Origin of the sequence: Listeria weihenstephanensis (assembly GCF_003534205.1) — a bacterium.
Taxonomy (GTDB): Bacteria; Bacillota; Bacilli; order Lactobacillales; family Listeriaceae; genus Listeria_A; species Listeria_A weihenstephanensis.
In genome coordinates this window covers 1,414,770-1,434,654 of record NZ_CP011102.1, presented here as the reverse complement: position 1 = coordinate 1,434,654, position 19,885 = coordinate 1,414,770, and the positions used below count along the sequence as shown (strand labels likewise).

Annotated in this window: 19 protein-coding genes; 8 read left to right on the top strand and 11 right to left on the bottom strand. The window is 42.1% G+C overall.

Annotation, left to right across the window (positions count from 1 at the left end):
• Genes mgsA through UE46_RS06985 form a run of 3 tightly spaced genes read right to left on the bottom strand, consistent with a single transcriptional unit; the run spans position 1 to position 1,539 of the window.
• Entirely contained in the window at positions 1–405 is a 405-nt protein-coding gene (mgsA, locus tag UE46_RS06995; protein WP_036063192.1) for a methylglyoxal synthase, read from the bottom strand.
• A gap of 15 nt (positions 406–420) precedes the next feature.
• Positions 421–1,209, bottom strand: coding sequence for a 4-hydroxy-tetrahydrodipicolinate reductase (dapB, locus tag UE46_RS06990; RefSeq protein ID WP_118907499.1), 789 nt, complete (start codon positions 1,207–1,209; stop codon positions 421–423).
• A complete protein-coding gene (locus tag UE46_RS06985) occupies positions 1,210–1,539 on the bottom strand; it encodes a nucleotide pyrophosphohydrolase (RefSeq protein WP_036063616.1) in 330 nt (109 codons plus the stop codon).
• 194 nt (positions 1,540–1,733) lie between these two features.
• On the opposite strand from UE46_RS06985, the gene UE46_RS06980 reads away from it, so the two are divergent.
• From UE46_RS06980 to UE46_RS06960, 5 genes are all read left to right on the top strand, one after another.
• On the top strand, positions 1,734–2,600 hold the full coding sequence (locus tag UE46_RS06980; RefSeq protein WP_036063614.1) for a YitT family protein: 867 nt from the start codon (positions 1,734–1,736) through the stop codon (positions 2,598–2,600).
• A gap of 703 nt (positions 2,601–3,303) precedes the next feature.
• A complete protein-coding gene (locus UE46_RS06975) occupies positions 3,304–3,999 on the top strand; it encodes a response regulator transcription factor (protein ID WP_036061261.1) in 696 nt (231 codons plus the stop codon).
• Positions 3,999–4,979, top strand: coding sequence for a sensor histidine kinase (locus tag UE46_RS06970; RefSeq protein WP_036061262.1), 981 nt, complete (start codon positions 3,999–4,001; stop codon positions 4,977–4,979). Before UE46_RS06975 ends, UE46_RS06970 begins: the two co-directional genes overlap by 1 nt.
• A 99-nt stretch (positions 4,980–5,078) precedes the next feature.
• Positions 5,079–5,849 carry an ABC transporter ATP-binding protein gene (locus UE46_RS06965; RefSeq protein ID WP_036061263.1) on the top strand — a complete coding sequence of 257 codons (771 nt, stop codon included), beginning with the start codon at positions 5,079–5,081 and terminating at the stop codon, positions 5,847–5,849.
• Positions 5,824–7,812, top strand: a complete 1,989-nt coding sequence (locus UE46_RS06960) for an ABC transporter permease (RefSeq protein WP_036061264.1) — start codon at positions 5,824–5,826, stop codon at positions 7,810–7,812. The genes UE46_RS06965 and UE46_RS06960 overlap by 26 nt, the downstream gene beginning before the upstream one ends.
• A 49-nt stretch (positions 7,813–7,861) precedes the next feature.
• On the opposite strand, the gene UE46_RS06955 is transcribed toward UE46_RS06960, so the two are convergent.
• A complete protein-coding gene (locus UE46_RS06955; RefSeq protein ID WP_233230999.1) occupies positions 7,862–8,977 on the bottom strand; it encodes an NAD(P)/FAD-dependent oxidoreductase in 1,116 nt (371 codons plus the stop codon).
• A 133-nt stretch (positions 8,978–9,110) separates the two neighbouring features.
• On the opposite strand from UE46_RS06955, the gene UE46_RS06950 reads away from it, so the two are divergent.
• Genes UE46_RS06950 through UE46_RS06940 form a run of 3 tightly spaced genes read left to right on the top strand, consistent with a single transcriptional unit; the run spans position 9,111 to position 12,197 of the window.
• Entirely contained in the window at positions 9,111–10,739 is a 1,629-nt protein-coding gene (locus UE46_RS06950) for an NAD-dependent malic enzyme (RefSeq protein WP_118907496.1), read from the top strand.
• 16 nt (positions 10,740–10,755) lie between these two features.
• The gene (locus UE46_RS06945; protein WP_036061266.1) at positions 10,756–11,748 is read left to right on the top strand and encodes a serine hydrolase domain-containing protein; all 993 of its coding nucleotides are present in this window, start codon (positions 10,756–10,758) and stop codon (positions 11,746–11,748) included.
• Positions 11,745–12,197, top strand: coding sequence for a DUF1801 domain-containing protein (locus UE46_RS06940; RefSeq protein WP_036061268.1), 453 nt, complete (start codon positions 11,745–11,747; stop codon positions 12,195–12,197). Before UE46_RS06945 ends, UE46_RS06940 begins: the two co-directional genes overlap by 4 nt.
• 28 nt (positions 12,198–12,225) lie before the next feature.
• Here UE46_RS06940 and UE46_RS06935 read toward each other — a convergent pair whose 3' ends face one another.
• The 7 genes from UE46_RS06935 to aroA form a co-directional block, all read right to left on the bottom strand.
• Positions 12,226–13,482 carry a BaiN/RdsA family NAD(P)/FAD-dependent oxidoreductase gene (locus UE46_RS06935; protein ID WP_118907816.1) on the bottom strand — a complete coding sequence of 419 codons (1,257 nt, stop codon included), beginning with the start codon at positions 13,480–13,482 and terminating at the stop codon, positions 12,226–12,228.
• A gap of 60 nt (positions 13,483–13,542) precedes the next feature.
• Complete coding sequence (locus UE46_RS06930) at positions 13,543–14,226, bottom strand: zinc metallopeptidase (protein WP_036061269.1); 684 nt, start codon at positions 14,224–14,226, stop codon at positions 13,543–13,545.
• 69 nt (positions 14,227–14,295) lie between these two features.
• Positions 14,296–14,892: a lipoprotein heptaprenylglyceryl N-acetyltransferase LhaT gene (lhaT, locus tag UE46_RS06925; RefSeq protein ID WP_118907495.1), complete on the bottom strand. Its 597-nt coding sequence runs from the start codon at positions 14,890–14,892 to the stop codon at positions 14,296–14,298.
• A 629-nt stretch (positions 14,893–15,521) separates the two neighbouring features.
• Positions 15,522–16,049 (bottom strand): ReoY family proteolytic degradation factor, encoded by a 528-nt coding sequence (locus tag UE46_RS06920; protein WP_036061275.1) that lies wholly within the window; start codon positions 16,047–16,049, stop codon positions 15,522–15,524.
• Positions 16,050–16,080: 31 nt separating this feature from the next.
• On the bottom strand, positions 16,081–17,331 hold the full coding sequence (locus UE46_RS06915) for a tetratricopeptide repeat protein (protein WP_036061276.1): 1,251 nt from the start codon (positions 17,329–17,331) through the stop codon (positions 16,081–16,083).
• Positions 17,332–17,419: 88 nt separating this feature from the next.
• Positions 17,420–18,484 carry a Fic family protein gene (locus UE46_RS06910; protein WP_036061278.1) on the bottom strand — a complete coding sequence of 355 codons (1,065 nt, stop codon included), beginning with the start codon at positions 18,482–18,484 and terminating at the stop codon, positions 17,420–17,422.
• A 119-nt stretch (positions 18,485–18,603) separates the two neighbouring features.
• Complete coding sequence (gene aroA / locus UE46_RS06905; protein ID WP_036061279.1) at positions 18,604–19,878, bottom strand: 3-phosphoshikimate 1-carboxyvinyltransferase; 1,275 nt, start codon at positions 19,876–19,878, stop codon at positions 18,604–18,606.
• Positions 19,879–19,885 lie beyond the last annotated feature (7 nt).

Genomic DNA, 19,885 nt, shown 5'->3' with positions numbered 1-19,885 from the left:
CTATTCTTCGTTGCGTCTTAAATCGCGCCAATCCATGAATCCTTCTTGCAGACCGCGCAACAATACTTCTGCTGTTCCAATATTCGTTGCCAGTGGAATTTCATAAACATCACATAACCTTATGAGCGCGGTCACATCTGGTTCATGTGGTTGCGCTGCGAGTGGATCACGTAAGAAAATCACCAAATCCATCTTGTTCTCCGAAATTCGGGAACCAATTTGTTGATCGCCACCAAGCGGGCCCGACTGGAAACGGTGTATGCTAAGCCCAGTCGCCTCCATAATTCGCAAACCAGTCGTTCCTGTCGCGAATAACGTATGTGGCTCTAAGATAAGTTTATAAGCTAGCGTGAGCTCTATCATCAATTCTTTTTTGCGATCGTGTGCGATTAAGGCAATGTTCATGTCTACCACTCCTCATCAAATTAAGTTTTCTAAACCATAAACTAACGTATCCAGCTCTGCCGTCTTACGAATCGAAAAAGCAACACCAGACATGAATGAAATCCGGTCATAAGAATCATGGCGTATCGTCAAACCTTGTCCTTCTGCGCCAAATTGCACTTGTTGATGCGCAACCAAGCCAGGTAAGCGAACACTATGAATCCGCATTCCTTCAAAGTCAGCACCACGCGCGCCTTTCATTGTCTCTTCTTCATTTACCGCACCTTGCTGTTTCTCAGTACGAACTTCCGCCATCATTTCTGCCGTTTTCACTGCCGTACCACTTGGCGCATCGAGCTTATTATCATGGTGCAGTTCAATAATCTCCACATCTGGGAAATATTTCGCCGCTTTTTGCGCAAATTGCATCATCAAAACCGCGCCCACCGCAAAATTAGGAGCAATAATCGCGCCAATTTTTTTCGATGTTGCAAGTTCCGTTAATTCGGTAATTTGCTCTGGTGTAAAACCTGTCGTACCAACAACTGGACTCACACCGTGCGCTAATACCAATTTCGTATTAGAATAACCAACTTTAGGTGTTGTGAAATCAACAACTGCATCTAGCTCCACTTTTGTAAGCAACGTTTCTAAATCATCAAATACAGGTACATCCATATCCGCAAATTCCGCAATCTCGCGGATATTTTTTTCTTTTGGTTGATGATCAAGAACAGCAACCAATTCCAAATCAGCCTCACGAATCACCGTTTTTACGACCTCATGCCCCATTCTACCCTTAAAACCCAATACAGCTACTTTCATCTAATTGTCCTCCTTCTTCGTCCATCTATCGGCGTCACGTTCCTTGAATTTCTTCATAACCGCATCGTGGGCCTCTTCTAAGCTAATATTTAGCGAATTTGCCATACAAATGAGAACAAATAATACATCCCCAAGCTCAGCGGCTACCGTATTTTCTGGTTCACTCGCTTTCTTTGGTTTTTCACCGTAATAATGATTAATTTCCCGAGCCAACTCTCCCGTTTCTTCTGTCACGCGCGCCATCATCGCTAAAGGAGAAAAATATCCCTCTTCAAACTGGCCAATCAACGCGTCTACCTCATCTTGCAATTGTTGCATCGTCTTTGCCATGCTTTATTTCGCTCCTTTTGTGGTAAACTAATGTGAGGGTTTATTTTACCCAATTTTTGTTCGCTATAATCATTATAGCTAAGAAGTCCTTGTTACGTCTATAAAAAAAATCGAAGCAAACACCAAGTGAAGTCATTCTTGCGTTTAAAATACTTGTTTCATCCTAGCATGTTATAAAAAAGGAGTGATGCTCAGTGTGGCGTGATATTCGTGTGAAAAATATTTTATTTATCCTACTTGGAACAACGATTTACGGATTTGGTCTTGTTAATTTCAATATTGCAAATGATCTTGGAGAAGGCGGTTTAACAGGGATTACACTGCTCTTACTTCATTTCACCGGCATTGATCCTGCCTACTCCAACTTAGCTTTAAATATCCCTTTATTTTTCGTCGGTTGGCGAATTTTAGGGAACCGCGCTCTTATTTATACGATCATCGGAACCGTTGGACTTTCGCTCTCATTATGGATTTTTCAACGCGTGCCCTACCGACTAGATCTCCACGATGACTTGCTACTTGTCGCCTTATTTGCTGGTGGTTTTACTGGGATCGGCCTTGGATTCGTATTTCGCTATGGCGGAACAACAGGCGGCAGCGACATCATAGCCCAAGTACTCCATCGTAGAAAAGGAATCAGCATGGGACGTACACTTTTTGCAATTGACGCCGTCGTTTTGACACTATCGCTATCTTATCTAGACGTACGCCAAGTAATGTATACCTTAGTTGCCGTATTTATTGGTGCGCGCGTCATTGATTTCATGCAAGAAGGAGCCTATGCCGCACGCGGAGCCCTCATTATTTCACCGCATAATGACAAAATTGCCGAACACGTCATGCTAGCCATGAATCGAGGCGTGACCATACTCGAAGGTCGCGGCGGATTTTCAAAAAAAGACCAAGACGTCCTCTACATCGTCGTCGCAAAAAACGAACTAATTCAACTTAAAAATATAGTAAACGCGATAGACCCCCACGCCTTCGTCTCCGTCTCCGTCGTACATGATGTGATGGGAGAAGGGTTTACGCTGGATGAAGATAAGAAACCGTTGATATGACGAAAAGCGGAAACAGCCCGTTTAGCCTCGACAGAAATTGTTAGGGGGCGCAGGGAAAACCCTCCTTTGGTTTTTGCGGAGGCACCGAAATTTCCGAGAGGCTGGCTGTTGGAGCTGGATCACCTGAAAAGCGGAAACAGCCCGTTAGATCCGACAAAATTTGTTAGGGGGCGCAGTAAAAGTCCTCTTTCGACTTTTGCGGAGGTACCGAAAATTTCGAGGAGCTGGCTGTTGGAGCTAGATCACCTGAAAAGCGGAAACAGCCCGTTAGATCCGACAAAATTTGTTAGGGGGCGCAGTAAAAGTCCTCTTTCGACTTTTGCGGAGGTACCGAAAATTTCGAGGAGCTGGCTGTTGGAGCTAGATCACCTGAAAAGCGGAAACAGCCCGTTAGATCCGACAAAATTTGTTAGGGGGCGCAGTAAAAGTCCTCTTTCGACTTTTGCGGAGGTACCGAAAATTTCGAGGAGCTGGCTGTTGGAGCTAGATCCGAAGGCGCGGAACATGACTCAAGCACGAATCTCGATATTCTTTATCCTCGAGATGCCCAAACTTCCATAAAAAACAGGAGGCAGTTTCCGAACTTGGCGTCTAAGAGCCACTGATGGATTACATGCTCACTACGTTCTCATGCATATTGAGGCTCTAAATCGGCAAGGGATGCCTCATAAGAGCCTCAACAAAACCCAGAAAGGACCAACCCATGGAAAAAATACTAATAATAGAAGATGACAAAAAAATCGCGACTCTCTTACAAGATTACCTCAAAAAATATAATTTAAATGCACACATAACAACAGACTTCGATGACATCATGCCTCTATTCAACGAGCTATCCCCACACCTCGTCCTACTAGACATCAATCTACCCAAGTATGACGGTTATTTCTGGTGCCGCAAAATCCGTGAAGTTTCAGTGTGCCCAATCATCTTCATTTCCGCGCGCGACGGAGAACTCGACCAAGTTATGGCACTTGAAAACGGTGCCGACGACTATATTACAAAGCCATTCTCCTACCAAGTCGTTATTGCCAAAGTCCGTGCCCAATTGCGCCGTGTCTATGGTGATTTCGCAAACCCCTATCAAGAACCAGAATTTCACGAAGGCAGCCTATCTTTCTATCCCTTAAAATTCACCATAGAACGCGCTGGAAAAGCCATTGAACTCAGCAAAAACGAGGCCAAACTTTTAGAAGTTATGTGGCGCAGCGCTCCAAATGTTGCTAATCGCGATTTGCTTTACGAAGAAATTTGGGATGAAATCTCGTTCATCGATGACAATACACTCAGTGTAAACGTTACAAGATTACGCAAAAAATTGCTTGATCTCGGCGTCAAAGATTCTATCAAATCAGTTCGAGGCTACGGCTATCAGTGGGTGTATAAGGAGGAATCGTAATGCGTTTATTCATTCGAAGTCACCTCTCATTTCTACTATACACCCTGATTCTCGTCCTATCTACCATCGCTATTTTTTGGCTGGATGGCTATAAAAATCATCGTTTAATTCTCTACGTAATCTTTTTGTGGGCTGTTCTCACGATTCTATTCTTAGCTGTGCGTTATATCGCTTATCGTCGCGTTTTCGAGCGATTGACACACCCAGATAAAATTGCTTCTGAATTTCGCTTGGATGAAGGGTCACCATTTAGCCAAAGCTTCGAATTATATTTATCAAAGCAATATCAAGCATACCAAATAGATTTACAGAAATGGCGAGCAAAAGATGCCGATCGTAATATCTTCATTAATCAATGGGTTCATCAAATGAAAACACCCGTTTCCGTTATTGAACTAATGACCCAAAACCAGTCTGACACTATACTTCGGAGCATCCAAGAAGAAACAGATAAAATACAACAAGGCCTCGATACCGTACTTTATACATCGCGCCTCGAGACGTTTGAAAACGACTTTGTTGTCGAACATATCGATTTAAAAACACTCGTCACAGAAGCAGTCAACGATCACAAACGATTATTTATCAGGCAACAACTCTATCCGAAAGTTCAGATTGAGGATACGATTTTCCTTGAAACAGACAAGAAATGGTTTATCTTTTTGCTCGGTCAACTTATTTCTAATGCCATTAAGTACTCCCCGCAAAAAGGAAATACAGTCGAAATATCGGCGGTCACAAGCGCAACAACCTATGAATTAACGATTCGCGATCATGGAATTGGCATCGAAAAAGCTGACTTACCCCGCGTATTCCGTCCCTTCTTCACAGGTGAAAATGGTCGGAAATTTCAGCAATCAACAGGAATGGGACTTTTTCTAGTGTCCGAAATCTGCAAAAAATTAGATTATCAGCTGTCCATAGAATCTGAAATTAACGTTGGTACGACTATTCTTATCCGTATTCCTATTAGGAACTAACAAAACTTACACCACTGTAAGACTTTGTCATCCCATTCGATACTTCCCGTTCCTACCTTTTGCTAGAATAATAGCATAGACAACAAAGGAGGCAAAAACATGACACTTCTAAAAGTGGAACAAGTCAATAAAATATATACAGGAAATGTAAACTATCAAGCCATCTCAAACTTGGATTTAGCCGTTGAAAAAGGTGAATTTGTAGGTATTATGGGACCTTCTGGTAGCGGAAAAACGACGCTGCTGAACATGATTGCTACAATTGATCCGCCAACTAGCGGGACAGTAATGATAAATGGAGCCAATCCGTATTCCCTCAGCTTCAATGAATTAGCAGCATTCAGGCGTAAAGAGCTGGGGTTCATTTTTCAATCTTTTAATCTGCTCGATACATTGACCGTACGAGAAAATATTCTGCTCCCGCTAACGTTAGATGGTACTTCACTTGACATAATGAATGAAAAATTAGCGATTATCGCTGAAAAACTTGGCATTTCGCACATTCTTCCCAAACGAACATATGAGATATCTGGCGGTGAATCCCAGCGTACTGCCGTTGCCCGAGCCGCAATACACGAACCAAAATTATTTTTAGCCGATGAGCCTACGGGAAATCTTGATTCTAAAAATAGTGAGGAAGTCATGCAGTTACTGAGCACTTTAAACAAAAAAGAAGAAGCAACAATCCTACTTGTTACCCATGATCCACAAGCCGCCTCTTATTGTGACCGTGTCGTTTTCATTAAAGATGGTTCGCTTTACAACGAAATTTACCGCGGCGATAATACGGCTGTTTTTTATCAACAAATTATGGATACATTGACTTTACTAGGAGGAAAACAGCATGTCATTCCGCCAGTTCGTCATTAATAATGTACGCCGTAATCCGAAAGTTTACGGCCCTTATTTTTTCACTAGTTTTTTTGCAGTCACGATGTTTTTCGTTTACGCACTACTCGTTTTTCATCCAGAGTTCAAAGATAATATCGACTCTACCAGTGAAACGATGAGCTACTTTGCAATGGTTGGTTTTCAAATTTCACAGGTAATTATCGTTATTTTTTCCGCTTTTGCGATTTTTTATGCGGTCAGTACCTTTTTAAAAACGCGAAAAGCTGAATTTGGCCTACTTCTAATACAAGGTATAAACAAAAAACAACTCGTAAAATTGATCTTTTGGGAGAATATGTTGGCCGGTCTTGCTGCCGTTTTTTGTGGTATTATTTTTGGCTTTATTTTTTCAAAAGTTATTTTATTAATTTGTTCAAACATCCTTTCCTTAACAAAAACATTGCCTTTTTACTTACCATGGAAGCCAATGTTACTCACACTTCTCGTTTTTGGTCTGATGTTTTTAATTATTTCTTTCGTGACCTCGTTTACGGTTCGCGTTAATAATTTGAAAGCTCTACTTGCATCACAACAACAGCCAAAAAAAGAAATTAAAGCTGCTTGGTATATTGCACTACTTGCCGTCGTTCTAATTGTCACGGGATATGGCGTCGTGCTAGTCTTTGCAAACCGAACGTCTTTCTCACTCTTACCGCTTTTTTCTGGTGTGATACTCGTCGTTGTTGGTACTTATTTCTTCTTCAGCCAGCTGCTTGTTTTCGTTCTTAATCGGTTGCGCAAGAAAGAGCACTTCTTCTTCAAACGGACCAATTTGCTTACTTTTTCAGAGCTTATCTATCAGATGCGCGATAACGTTAGCACTTTTTTTATTGTCGCCGTTATTTCAGCAACAGCGATCACTGCGATGGGCACGAGTTCAGCGATTGGTAGTAGCGGACTTGCAGAAATGTCACAAAATCCATATGCGATAACCTATACATCTTTTGGGAAAAATTCGGTGAGCCCAGATTTAATCCAGTACACGGAAAATGCTTTTAAAAAGGAGAGCTACAAAGAAGCCAGCGGGCGTTTTCATCAAATCAGTGCTGGTGATTCCTACTATACGTTGCTTTCGGTAGATGATTACAATAAATTAATGGTCTTGCGCGACGAGCCACATCTCAGTACACCAAAAGGCAGCGTCATATTGCTTCCAAGCAGTAATCCTAGCCTAGATGAACTCTCCGCCAACAAGCCAAAACAAATCGATTTCCAATTTGAAAATGGGGAAATAACGATGCCTGTTGATAAAGTAGCACCACTCAATCGATTTGCGTTCAACTATAGTATGAGCAGTATAGAAGACGTAACCATCATCGCCAATCAATCGGATATTGACACGCTTGTTCGGAATGCAGAGATTCCTTTCAAAAATCCAGAGGAAAGTCCGAATTCTGAGATACACTACGCTGTTTTCCATATGGCTGATTGGGAAAATACGGTTGCCACTGCAAAAAAACTGCGAGAACACGTGTATCAATGGAATGAAAAGAAGCAAGATTCAGAAACAAACGAGTATGCGAGCTTCGAATCACTTGCTATGGAGTGGAAGAATATGCAACAAGTTAATGGATTACTATTGTTGCTAACTGTGCTTTGTGGCGCCGTTTTCTATACTTTTTCCGCTGGGTTTATCTACCTTCGCTTACACAGCGACTTAAAACGAGACGAGCAGCAATATAAAATGCTTTTCAAAATTGGTTTAACGAAGCCCGAATTGCATAAAATTGTGGCACGACAACTTCGCGTCATGTTCTTTTTACCACTTCTCGTTGCGATCATTCATTCACTCGTTGCTTTCATAGCTTTGCAAAACCTTCTAGACTTCCAAATTTGGAAAAATGTTGCTATCGTCATTAGCATTTTTATCCTTGTACAAAGTCTCTATTATTTCCTAGTGAAATATCAGTATTTGAAGCAATTGCGTAGGATTATGAAGTAACACATAAAAAGACATCGTGCCGAAAAAATGGCGAGATGTCTTTTTAATTTTATGACGTGATGGCGTTACTCGGATCAAATCCTGAAATATCGGTTTTTGGAGTCTGGCCTGCGATTAACTCTACAAGAATTTTAGCGACGTATGGCCCAGTTGTTAGACCCGATGAACCTAAGCCATTCGCTACAAAAATATTTTTAGTCGTTGGTAAAACACCAATAATCGGCGTGAAATCAGGCGTGAACGGCCTTGTTCCGACACGAATTTCTGCTAATTTCGCTTGTTTGACAGCTGGAGCAAAACGAGCAATATCATCCAATATCTCTTTTACAGCAATATCTGTCGGTTCTAAATCAAAACCGCCTTCATTTTCATGAGTAGCGCCAATAATCATCCGTCCATCATCAAACGGGACAATACTTTTAGCGCTTGGTGGCAAGACGACAGGCCAATTATTCGTATCCATCCCTTCTAATTCGAGATGGAGCAACTGTCCTTTTTGTGGATGAATCGCTGCTTGAAGGCCCAATGGTTGTAGTAATTCTGGAAGCCATGCGCCCGCTGCAAGAATTATTTTATCTGCGGAAAAACGCGTATCATTTGTAACAACTGTTAGCGTTTCGCCGTTTTTTTCTAAGCGTGCTTTGTCTTTAATAATCATAGCGCCCTGTCTGGTTGCTGCATCCGCAAGCGCCAAAACCAAGGATTCCCCGTCTACTCGTGCGCCGCCGCTCACATAAACACCGCCAAATGCTGGGTCTACCAACGGGAACTTCTCTTTTGTTTCTGCGCGTGATAAACGTTTAATATCTCCAATTTCTGGAGCTTCTTGACATCTTTCTATCGCGATTTGTTCTAATTCCATTAGTTTTTCCTCATCTTCTCGTAAACAAAGCGCCCCAAGCATTTTATAACCCGTATTTTTCGCCGTATCTTGCGCTAATTCTGCCATTATTTGAGGGTAAAAACGAGCGCTATCTTTTGCAAGTTCATACCATATTTTATTTCTTCGTTTGGAAAGCCACGGACAGATGATTCCTGCTGCGGCAATTGTTGCTTGACCAGGTTCTTTTCGATCGATCAGAATCACTTCTTTTTGTTGCTTGGCAAGTAAGTACGCCGCGGTCATGCCGACGATTCCCCCACCGATAATTACGATTTTTTCCATGTCATTCATCCCACCTAACTCCTCCCATTATACAAATTCCGAACATTTATGACAAGTGGGATAGAATTAGTCGATTTTTGTGCCCTATCTAGTGTAGAATATAGCTAGGATAACTAAAGGAGTGGGATGGAAAATGAAGAATGGATACGCCCGATTACAAGATCCTTTTCAAAATAAAGGAACTGCTTTTACAAAAGAAGAACGCGACTCGTGGGGACTAAATGGCTTGCTACCAGCTACGATTGAAACATTGGAGGAACAAACAGAGCGCGCTTACATAGCTTTAAATAAAAAAACGACGGCGCTTGAAAAACATCTATTTTTAATGTCGATGTATAGCGATAACCGAACATTATTTTACAAGTTAGTATTGGATCATGTTACAGAGTTAATGCCAATTATTTACACACCAACGATTGGCGATGCTGTTATGAGCTACCATGAAAACTGGGAGAAACCGCAGGATGCCCTCTTTTTACAGGCTGATTCTGAAATAGATCTCGTCTCTATTTTTACAAAAAACGTGCCTTCTCCTGACAAGATAAAAATGATCGTAGTCACGGATGGTGAGGGTGTTTTAGGAATTGGCGATTGGGGGTTAAATGGAGTTAGCATTGCGATTGGGAAGTTAGCCGTTTATACCGTTGCTGCAGGACTTGCACCTGATTGCGTCCTTCCAATCGTCATTGATGCTGGTACAAATAACGAAGCATTACGTGAAGATTCACGCTATTTAGGCGTTCCGAAACCGCGACTTGAAACGGCGACTTATGATGCATTTATTGCTAAATTTGTTGATGCTGTAAAAGTTTCATTTCCAAAGGCTGTTCTTCATTGGGAAGATTTCGGGCGTGCCAATGCAAGTCGAATTTTAGATACGTATCGTGATCAACTGTGTACATTTAATGATGATATTCAAGGTACTGGTGCAATGGTTGTGGCTGCAGCGCTTGCGACAACGCGTGTTTCAAAGCTACCTCTCGGAGAACAACGAATCGTCATTTTTGGTGCTGGCACCGCTGGGATCGGTATTGCGGATCAACTGACGGCGGAGATGGTCACGAATGAAGGGTTAACGGCAGCAGAAGCTAAAAAACGTTTCTATCTTGTCGACCGACCAGGACTTGTGACAGATCTCTTACCTAACCTCACTTCTGGACAGAAAAAATTTGCACGTAATCACAAAGAATTTAGTGAGCCCCTAACGACATTGTCTGCCATTGTTTCGCATGTCAAACCGACGATGCTAATTGGTTGTTCTGGCGTGACTGGCGCATTTTCTGAGGAGATCGTTAGTGAAATGAACCGCCATGTAGAGCGACCTGCTATTTTGCCATTATCAAACCCTACGAAGCTTGCTGAGGCGACAGCGCATGACATCATCACTTGGACAAAAGGACGCGCTCTCGTTGTGACTGGCAGCCCTTCTGCACCTGTCGTCTATGATGGTAACACCTATGCGATTGGGCAAGCCAATAATGCGTTACTCTATCCGGGTCTTGGCTTGGCCGCCGTTATCACAGAAGCCACAGCCATTACCGACGAAATGTTAGCCGCGGCAAGTCATGCTGTAGCAACGCAAGTCCGTGATATCACAAAAATCGGTGCTGCTTTATTGCCACCAGTGGAAACATTACGCGACACATCGCATGCTGTCACATTGGCAGTTGTGAAAAAAACGCTCGAACTCGGTCTAAATGGGCGTGAAATTAGCGATCCACTAATTGCTGTCAATGATGCGATTTGGACACCTAAATATTAAGGAATGAGGGAAGCCAATGTTAGATACGTTATTAAAAAAACTAGTCGCCGATGAGATTGTTCCGGGCATTTCCTACGCACTTATCACGCCGCATCGCACAAAGCAACACGTAATCGGCCTAAAACAATATATTCCTGAAAAAATAACGCTGGAACCAGAAGCAGTCTACGATATTGCCTCCCTAACAAAAGTGATCGCCACAACAACGCTCCTTTTACAACATATGGAAGCGGGTAAAATCGCTATAGTTGATAAAGTTTGCGATTACCTCCCTGATTTCCGCTATCCTGAGGTTACTATTTTGCAACTTTTAACGCATAGTTCTGGATTAGCGAAAAATATTCCTGGGTTTCAGATTGATACAAAAGAAGACGTCTATCGTTATTGCATCGAGACGCCTCAACGGATGCCTGCTGGGACGAATGTCTCGTATGCTGATGCCAACTTTTTACTTTTAGGATATATCGTGGAACAACTCGGTGGTAACCTTGAGCAGCAAGTCCAAAGCAGTATTTTGGACCCGATTGGTATGACGGATAGTTGTTTCCATCCGAGTAACCCTTATTCTTGTGTCCCGACAGAGCTTCATCCCGAGCGCGGGCTGGTTATTGGCGAAGTACATGATTTCAAAGCTTGGAAAATGCGTGGCGTCGCGGGTCACGCTGGATTATTCAGCACATTGCCCGATTTAATCCGTTTTGCAAAGGCGATTATCAATGATGGCGGCCCAATTTTAACCAAGGAAACCGTTACTGCAATGCGTCAAAATTATACGCCTACTTTGAATCGATCACGCGGTCTTGGATGGGATCTCGTTCCATCAGGCGATCATTTTGCCCTCTATCACACTGGTTTTACTGGAACTTTTATCGTGATAGACGTACCGCAAAAAACGGCGCTAATCGTGCTAACAAATCGTGTTCATCCCCGTCGCGATAATCCTATTTTTCTAGAACGACGCGACGAAATTGTCCAACAATTTATACAAGACATAGGAGGAAAATCATGACTATTGAAGAGTATATAGAAGACATCGATCCTGAGAAAAAAGCCGCTTTCATACAGTTGATGCAAGTTATTGATGCCAATATTCCCGAAGGCTTTGAAAAAGAAATCCAATATGGCATGCCGTCTTACGTTGTTCCAAAATCGCGTTATCCTGACGGCTACCATTGCGATACCAGCCTTTCTCTACCATTTATCGCGATTGCTGCACAGAAAAGTAATATCGCTGTTCATCATTTGGGAATATACGCAGATTCAGAGCTACTTTCTTGGTTCCAAGCGGAGTATCCAAACTATATGACAACGAAACTCAACATGGGTAAAGGCTGTATCCGATTCACCAACCCAAAGAAAACCCCCTACGAACTCATCGGTGAATTGGCTAGTAAAATTACCGTGGATCAATGGATCTCGCAATATGAAAGTTCATTCAAACCAAAAAAGTTGAAGTAACCTCTCTCTTGAGGCACTTCAACTTTTTTTATCTTAGCGCGGCGTTTATACCAGCCAGACGACCGGTTACAAGCGCACATGTAATATTGTAACCACCTGTATAACCGTTAATATCTAAAATTTCACCACAAAAGAATAATCCTGGCATCATTTTCGACTGCATTTCTTTTGGCATAACTTCCTTGACAGAAACACCGCCTCCCGTCACAAAAGCTTTTTCAAAGTCAAGCGTCCCATTCACACGAAAAGTGAATTTTTTCAACGAATCAACGAAGGTTTGCCATTTTTTTTGTGAAACGGAAACACAATCTGCATCGATATCAATTTCTGCTCGTTCTAACAGGAATACAAGCATCCGCTCCTGCATCACTGATTTCAGCGCATTTTTTACCGCTTTTTTAGGATTGTCTTTCACGAGTTCCATCACTTGTTGCTCTATCTCACTCTTTGAAAGATCTGGGAAAAAATCTATCATCATCGTTAATTCTGGTACGTTAAATTTTTTAAGACCTTGAATCACGAATTGGCTACAACGAAGAGCTGCTGGTCCAGAGATACCAAAATGCGTAAAAATCATATCCATTTGATGCGTGATAATCGCTTTTCCTTTTGGATTCAACACAGAAAGCGCCACATCACGAAGAGAGATGCCTTGTAAGACTTTACTTTTGATAAAACGTTCGGCAGATGTGATCGGAACTTCTGTTGGATATAGCTCGGTAATCGTGTGTCCTGCCTCTTTTGCCCATGCATAGCCGTCACCTGTTGATCCTGTTCGCGGTACGGATTTCCCACCAACTGCCACGATCACGGAACGCGCGCCGATTTCTTGACCATCGACAAGTGTAATTCCAACCACTTCACCATTTTCATAATTCACTCGCTTTACCGGTGTTTTCATGTAAATTTTCACACCAAGCTTACCTAGTCTTGAAATCATCGCATCTGCGACCGAACGTGCGCTGTCCGTTACTGGGAACATGCGCCCGTGATCCTCCTCTTTCAAAGCAACACCAAGCTTCTCAAAAAAAGCGATAATATCTTCATTGTTAAACTCCGCAAAAGGACTGTACATAAAACGCCCATTTCCTGGTATATTCTTAATAATTTCCTCCGCAGGTTTGCGATTTGTTACGTTACAACGTCCCCCACCCGACAAAATCAATTTTCGGCCTAGTTTCGGACCTTTTTCAACGAGTAGAACCCGTTTATTCTTCTCTGCTGCAGCGATTGCCGCCATTAATCCCGATGGCCCACCACCGATAACGATAACATCAAAATCCACCTTATATCCCATCCTTTATTCCATCAAAAAACGCCCATTTAACAGAGCGTTTTTCGACAACTAATTTCGATTCATACCTGTAAAAATTAAGATCAATCTCAAAAGTTCCAAAACAGCAACAGCCATGGCTGCAACATATGTCATTGCGGCTGCACTAAGTACCTTACGAGCTTGTGGTAATTCGTCTGCTTCGACCAAGCCTAATTGATTAATTTGTACTAGAGCCCGTTTGGAGGCATCAAATTCGACTGGTAACGTAATTAACTGGAATAACACGCCGATAGCCATCAGAACAATACCAATTAACATTAAACTCGGAATTGTCGCTAACATCCCGATGATTAAGAACACCCAAGAAGCGTTCGAACTGAACATTGTAATTGGAACAAGCGCGGAACGAAAACGCATAAACGTGTAGTCTTGTGCATCTTGTATCGCGTGCCCCACTTCATGTGCCGCTACCGCCGTTCCAGCAATAGACCGACCATTGAAGTTTGCGGAAGATAAGAAAACCGCTTTTTTACGTGGATCATAGTGATCGCTTAATACGCCACCTGTTTCTTGAACTGGAACATTGGATAAGCCGTTTGCATCCAAAATTTGGCGCGCCACTTGTGCTCCTGTTAAGCCAGTACGTATTGCCACCTTCGAATAGTGCGAATATGTGCTTTTGACACGATACTGCGCCCATAAAGGTATTAATGCCACGATCAGAAAATAAACAATATACATTTGAATACTCATATAAATCCCCGTCCTCCTACTACTTATTACTTTAATTATAAAGGAGAAAGCGCCAAACCTCAACCGTTTTTAAGCTTCATGAGGAAATTCTAATTTAAACGCATCCTTTTTCAGTGTTTTTTCATAAACGGTCCATAAAACGAAGATTGTTAACCAGAAGGTGCAGTAACCGATCGTCGTGATATATTGATCTAGCCCACCATAAATTGGCATTTGACCAAATAAATAATCAATGACATCATTATGTAACACCCAAATTGCTGCAATCGCGAAATGTTCGAATTTGATACGGTAAAATGGGGCGTACAAAAGTCCTTGAACAGCCATTAAACCATGCGAGCAAAGTAACATTAGGCTCATCATATCCAAATATCCCAGATTTATCATGTAAGCTACATTCATTCCAACAGCCCATAATCCGTACTTAACCAAACAAACGAATGCTAATGCTTCCATTAAAGGCCAATGTTTTTTTGCAAGCCAAGCCATCAATACAAATACGAAAAATAGGATCGCCGTAGGACTATCTGGAACAAACAGCCAATAGCGTGGCTCTGTAATTTTAAGTTGAGGCAAGTACCAAATGTATCCGTACACTGCTCCTAATAAATTGACGATGAACAGTAATCTTAAGAAAGATCTGTTCGCTAAGTATCGATACATTATGCTCCCCCTCTAAACTCTCTTTTTCTATGATACCAGACTTGCTGTTAAAAATTAAATAAAAACATCCGTCAGCTTGTGGCGGATGTTTTTTGGGCTGGTTTGCCTAATTTTCCTAAGGCTTTCAAGAGTTCGGCACCTGAAAGCTTAGAAATCTCCAATGTTTGAGTTGATTTAGGTTCGGCGCCTTCGGATCCAGCTTCAAGAGCCAGCCTCTCGGAAATTTCGGTGCCTCCGCAAAAACAAAAAGAGGGTTTTCACTGCGCCCCCTAACAATTTCTGTCGAGGCTAAGCGGGCTCTTTCAGCTTTTCAGGCGAGCCAGCTTCAACGGCCAACTCCTCGAAAACTTCACGCCCTTCACAAAAACCAAAAACGGGTTTTTCCCATCAAATTTGGAGACTAAAAAACTGGGATCTCTAATTCTTTGTGTTAATTCATGTTTGCGCCTTCGGATCCAGCTTCGGAAGCCAGACCCTCGAAATTTTCGGTGCCTCCATAAAAGTCGAAAAAGGACTTTTACTGCGCCCCCTAACAGCTAAATAGTTGTCAGTTTCGCGTTGCTCAACTGCCTATTGATTCACTACAACAAAGCACACTACGGTTTGTAAGTTCATCAACATAACGGGCCGTTTCAGCTTTTCATTTGTTCCATCAAGCTCTGAAATCTCTCTTCATCGTGTGCATCTAGTGCCTCATCAATTTCTTGTAGTAATTTCTCTTTTGAAAAATGTTCTACAACAGTATCTAGGAACTGCGCTGCAACTTTCTTATCTTTTTCAGTAATAAGCAAATCTTGGAATGGATTATCTTCGCGTACAAAGGCGTATCTTGGGGAGGTGAGCGCCTCTGGGAAATGCAATTGAATATATATATCTTCGTCCCAATTCAAACGGATATCATGAAATGCCTTCTCCGGATCGGTCGTTACAATATCGCCTTTAAAGAAACGAAACGGTTCGTCATCCACTCCTAGAGAAGTGAGCACAAGTCCACGAGGGCACCCTTCTGCATTATCAACGAAGTGAACGTATTTCATGATTTGATCGTGACCTGCAATATAATTTAGAATCCACATTGATTCTCTGATCTTCATTTGGTGCTTATTCAACAACCATCTAACAAATTCCTTCTTGTCTTCAATACTGATCGATGCTTTCATTTCTACTCACTCCTTCCCATCAAAATGGGGATTAATAATCTAATAAACTTAAAACTTCCTCATCACCTGGCTCAAACGTCAAGTAATGTGCTAATACTTCTTTTGATTTCGCAATATCGCCGTCTTCTCGCAAGAATAAGCCATATTCCTTCAAGAAAGTTGCATTCTCACTAAAATGTGGATGCGCTAAATCATAGCTTTCTTTGGCTTTATTATAGTTATCTAATTCCTGATATGCAACACTTACGTCCCAGAAAATTTGTGGTTCTGTTAAAATTTCACGTTCTAGCGACTCCACAAGCTCAACAATACCTTCATAATCTGCTTTCTTGAGCAAAATTTTATTCACTTCTAAAATCGCATCAACGAACTCTGGATCAAGCGCAATCGCCTGGCGGAAGTAATGTTCGGCATCCTTTGCCTGATCGTTTTTCCAAGCCAATTTTCCAGCTTCAAAAAATAGCTCTTTATTAAACTCATCTTGTTTCAAACCATCGACTAAAGCCTCCAGCGCCTTATCTGCTTCCCCGTTTTCTTCATAACTTTTAGCAAGATACGTGTATAGCGTCGTGAATCCTGGATCATGCTCCTTCAATCGCTCCAAAGCATCAATCGCCTTCGTGTAATCCTTCGCTTGAAAACTCGTCAAACCAAGTCCAAAGAGCGTATTCACGTCTTCCTGTTCCGCAAGAGCCTTCTCATAATAACGGATCGCTTCCTCAAAAGCACCACTGCTCGCCAAACTTTCCGCAATACGCTCGTAAATTTGACTACCAGCAACTTCCGTCACACCAGCGTCTAAAACCGCTTGATAACTCTGTACCGCCGACGCAAATCGCGCCGTAGACAAATAAAATTCTCCGAGTGCAAAATCAATCACAGCCTCATTTGGTAGTAAAGACTTCGCCTGCTGCAACTTTGCCTCCGTCACTTCAAAAAGTCCTTGCATTTGATACAGGTCGGCCAGCACCAATAAACTCTCAGGATAGGCATCGTCCTGCGCATTTACCTGCTCCAAATACTCCATCGCGCTCTCGATATCATCTTTTTCAATCGCAACCTCTGCAGCACGAACAAGTAGCTCGCCCTCGTCCTTATATTTCGCAAGCAAAAGTTCATATAAATCTTCCGCTTCCTCTAAAAAACCTAGTTGCATCAGTTGTTCAGCCAACCAATACTGTTCCTCATCCGTTCCATCTTGTAAGGCTTGCTCAAAATATTTCTGCGCCTCAGGCAAATTTTCTTGCTCTAAAGCCGCTAACATCTGCTCTGCAAATTTCATATTCAATCTCCTCACATCTATCCTAGTTTCGTAGGCTTATTATAACGGAAAGGTCAAAACAAGTCAAACAGTCTTTCTTAAGCACTGCTCATTCATTGTGTAACTTAATCAGATTAAATAATATTTCATTCTTGTACACTCGTTCCCGACCGATCATTTCCGAGGTTAAAAATCCATTTTCCTCCAGCTTCTTCAAATAAGTCACAGCCGTTCTCCTAGAAATCCTCAAATCCCGCTCCATGTATATTGTTTTCGTATAAAACTCAAAAAACAGCGCCTCCACCAATTCTTTAGAATAAATTTTCGGCAACTTTTCTCTGAGTTCGATACCGTAACCATCCATAGCATCTGTGATAGAACGAATGATCTTCAATGTATTCTTCGCTGTTTCCTCTACCCCTTTCAAAATATAAACAATCCAGCCTTCAAATCCACTTATGTCTTGCTGAATCCCTTGGAGTAAGGCGTAGTATTCCTTCTTCGTCCGTAAAATATACTTACTAAGATAAAGTACAGGGCTATCTAACAAATCCATTAAAACTAGATACAAAATATTTAAAATCCTGCCTGTCCGACCGTTCCCATCATAAAATGGATGAATCGCTTCAAATTGATAGTGAATCAACGCCAGTTTAATCAAAGGATCTGTATCATCTTCGGTGTTAATATAAGTCTCGAGATTAGCAAGCAACCGTCTAATTTCCTCTTCTGTTTGCGGTGGCGTATAAATTACCTCACCTGTTGTCATATTCCTAATCTCCGTACCTAAAACCTTCCGAATACCACTTTTATTATTTTCAATCACACGCTGAATATGCGCTAATAAGTTCGTACTGATAAAACCTCTTTTTAAAATAAATTGATAGCCTTCCCATACCGCGTGCCGATAACTGAGCACTTCTTTCGTCGCCGCATCCAGTACCTTGTCCTTAGACATCGCTTGGTATAAATCATCATGCGTCGTAACGATTTGCTCAATTTCCGAGCTATCCTTCGCCTCATTTAATGTCATCGCATTGATCAGCATATGTTTATTAGGTATTGTCGCTGAAAAGCCTTTTAATTCTGCTAAGGCACGATTGGACTTCGCTAATTGTTTGTAAATGGGGATTGTGTCTGTGTTTATTGCGTTAGTTGGAAATTCTAAAAGCATGCCAATCACCTCTTTTCGATTCTACCTCATTATAGCACACACTTTTTATCCTGTGCAATATACCCCTTTTTTTGCACACATAATAAAAACGTGTGCAAACTTTGCACACGTCTTCCAATCTAATATAGCGAACGAACATCCTCAAAAAAAGTAGGATACGACACTTTAATTGCCTCCGCATTTTCCAGTTCCACATCTGAATCTGCAAGTAGGGCTGCGATTTGAAGCATCATTCCCATACGATGATCGCCGTAAGACTTCACTTTGCCACCGTGCAATTTTTGATGTCCTTCAATAATCATGCCGTCGTCAGTGCCCGTAATCTGAACACCGAGTTTGGATAATTCGGCTACAACAGCATCGATACGATTCGTCTCTTTCACTTTCAACTCCGCCGCATCTTTAATCACCGTTTGCCCTTTGGCTTGTGAAGCAAGTAAAGCGATAACCGGCAGCTCATCAATCAGGCGTGGTATAATATCTCCACCTATTTCAGTCCCAACTAAATCACTCGTTTCAACGGTAATCGTTCCCGCCGCCTCGTCGCCTACCGCATGAATTTCTTCTACGGTAATTTTTCCGCCCATCGCTTTTACCACGTCAATAATGCCCGTTCTCGTCGGATTGATGCCCACATTTTCAAGTCTAATTTTACTACCTGGAACGATAAGCCCCGCGACAATGAAAAATGCTGCAGAGGAAATATCGCCTGGAACGACAACTTCTTGTCCCACAAAACGCTGTCCGCCAGTTACCCGAATCGTTAAATCCGTGACATCAATTTCTCCACCAAACTGGCGAATCATTTGTTCTGTATGGTCTCGCGTTTTCTCTTTTTCAATAATCGTTGTCTCACCATCTGCTTGTAATGCCGCAAAAATAATCGCGCTTTTTACTTGCGCACTTGCAACCGGTAACGTGTATTCCATCGGCTCAAGCTTTGCTCCTGTTACTTTGACTGGGGCAAAATTAGCTTCTTTCGCTTCAAAAATGGCGCCCATTTCACGTAACGGCGACATCACACGCCCCATCGGACGCTTGGCAATCGACGCATCACCTTTAATTGTAGCATCGAATGGTCGTCCCGCAAGGATTCCCAACATCAAACGTATCGTCGTTCCTGAATTACCAACATCGAGTATCCCAGTTGGTTTTTGTAAACCATCCCAACCTTTTCCGTGTACAACAATCTTGTCTGGCGAATCTTCAATCTCGACACCGAGCGCTCGGAAAACCTCGATCGTGCTGAGGCAATCCTCACCGTGTAAAAAGTTGGTTACCGTCGTTGTTCCTTCCGCTAAAGCTCCAAACATAATGCTACGATGCGAAATAGATTTATCTCCTGGAACCTGAATCGTCCCCGTTAAACCTTGCTTATCCGTGATTAACTGCATGATTTTC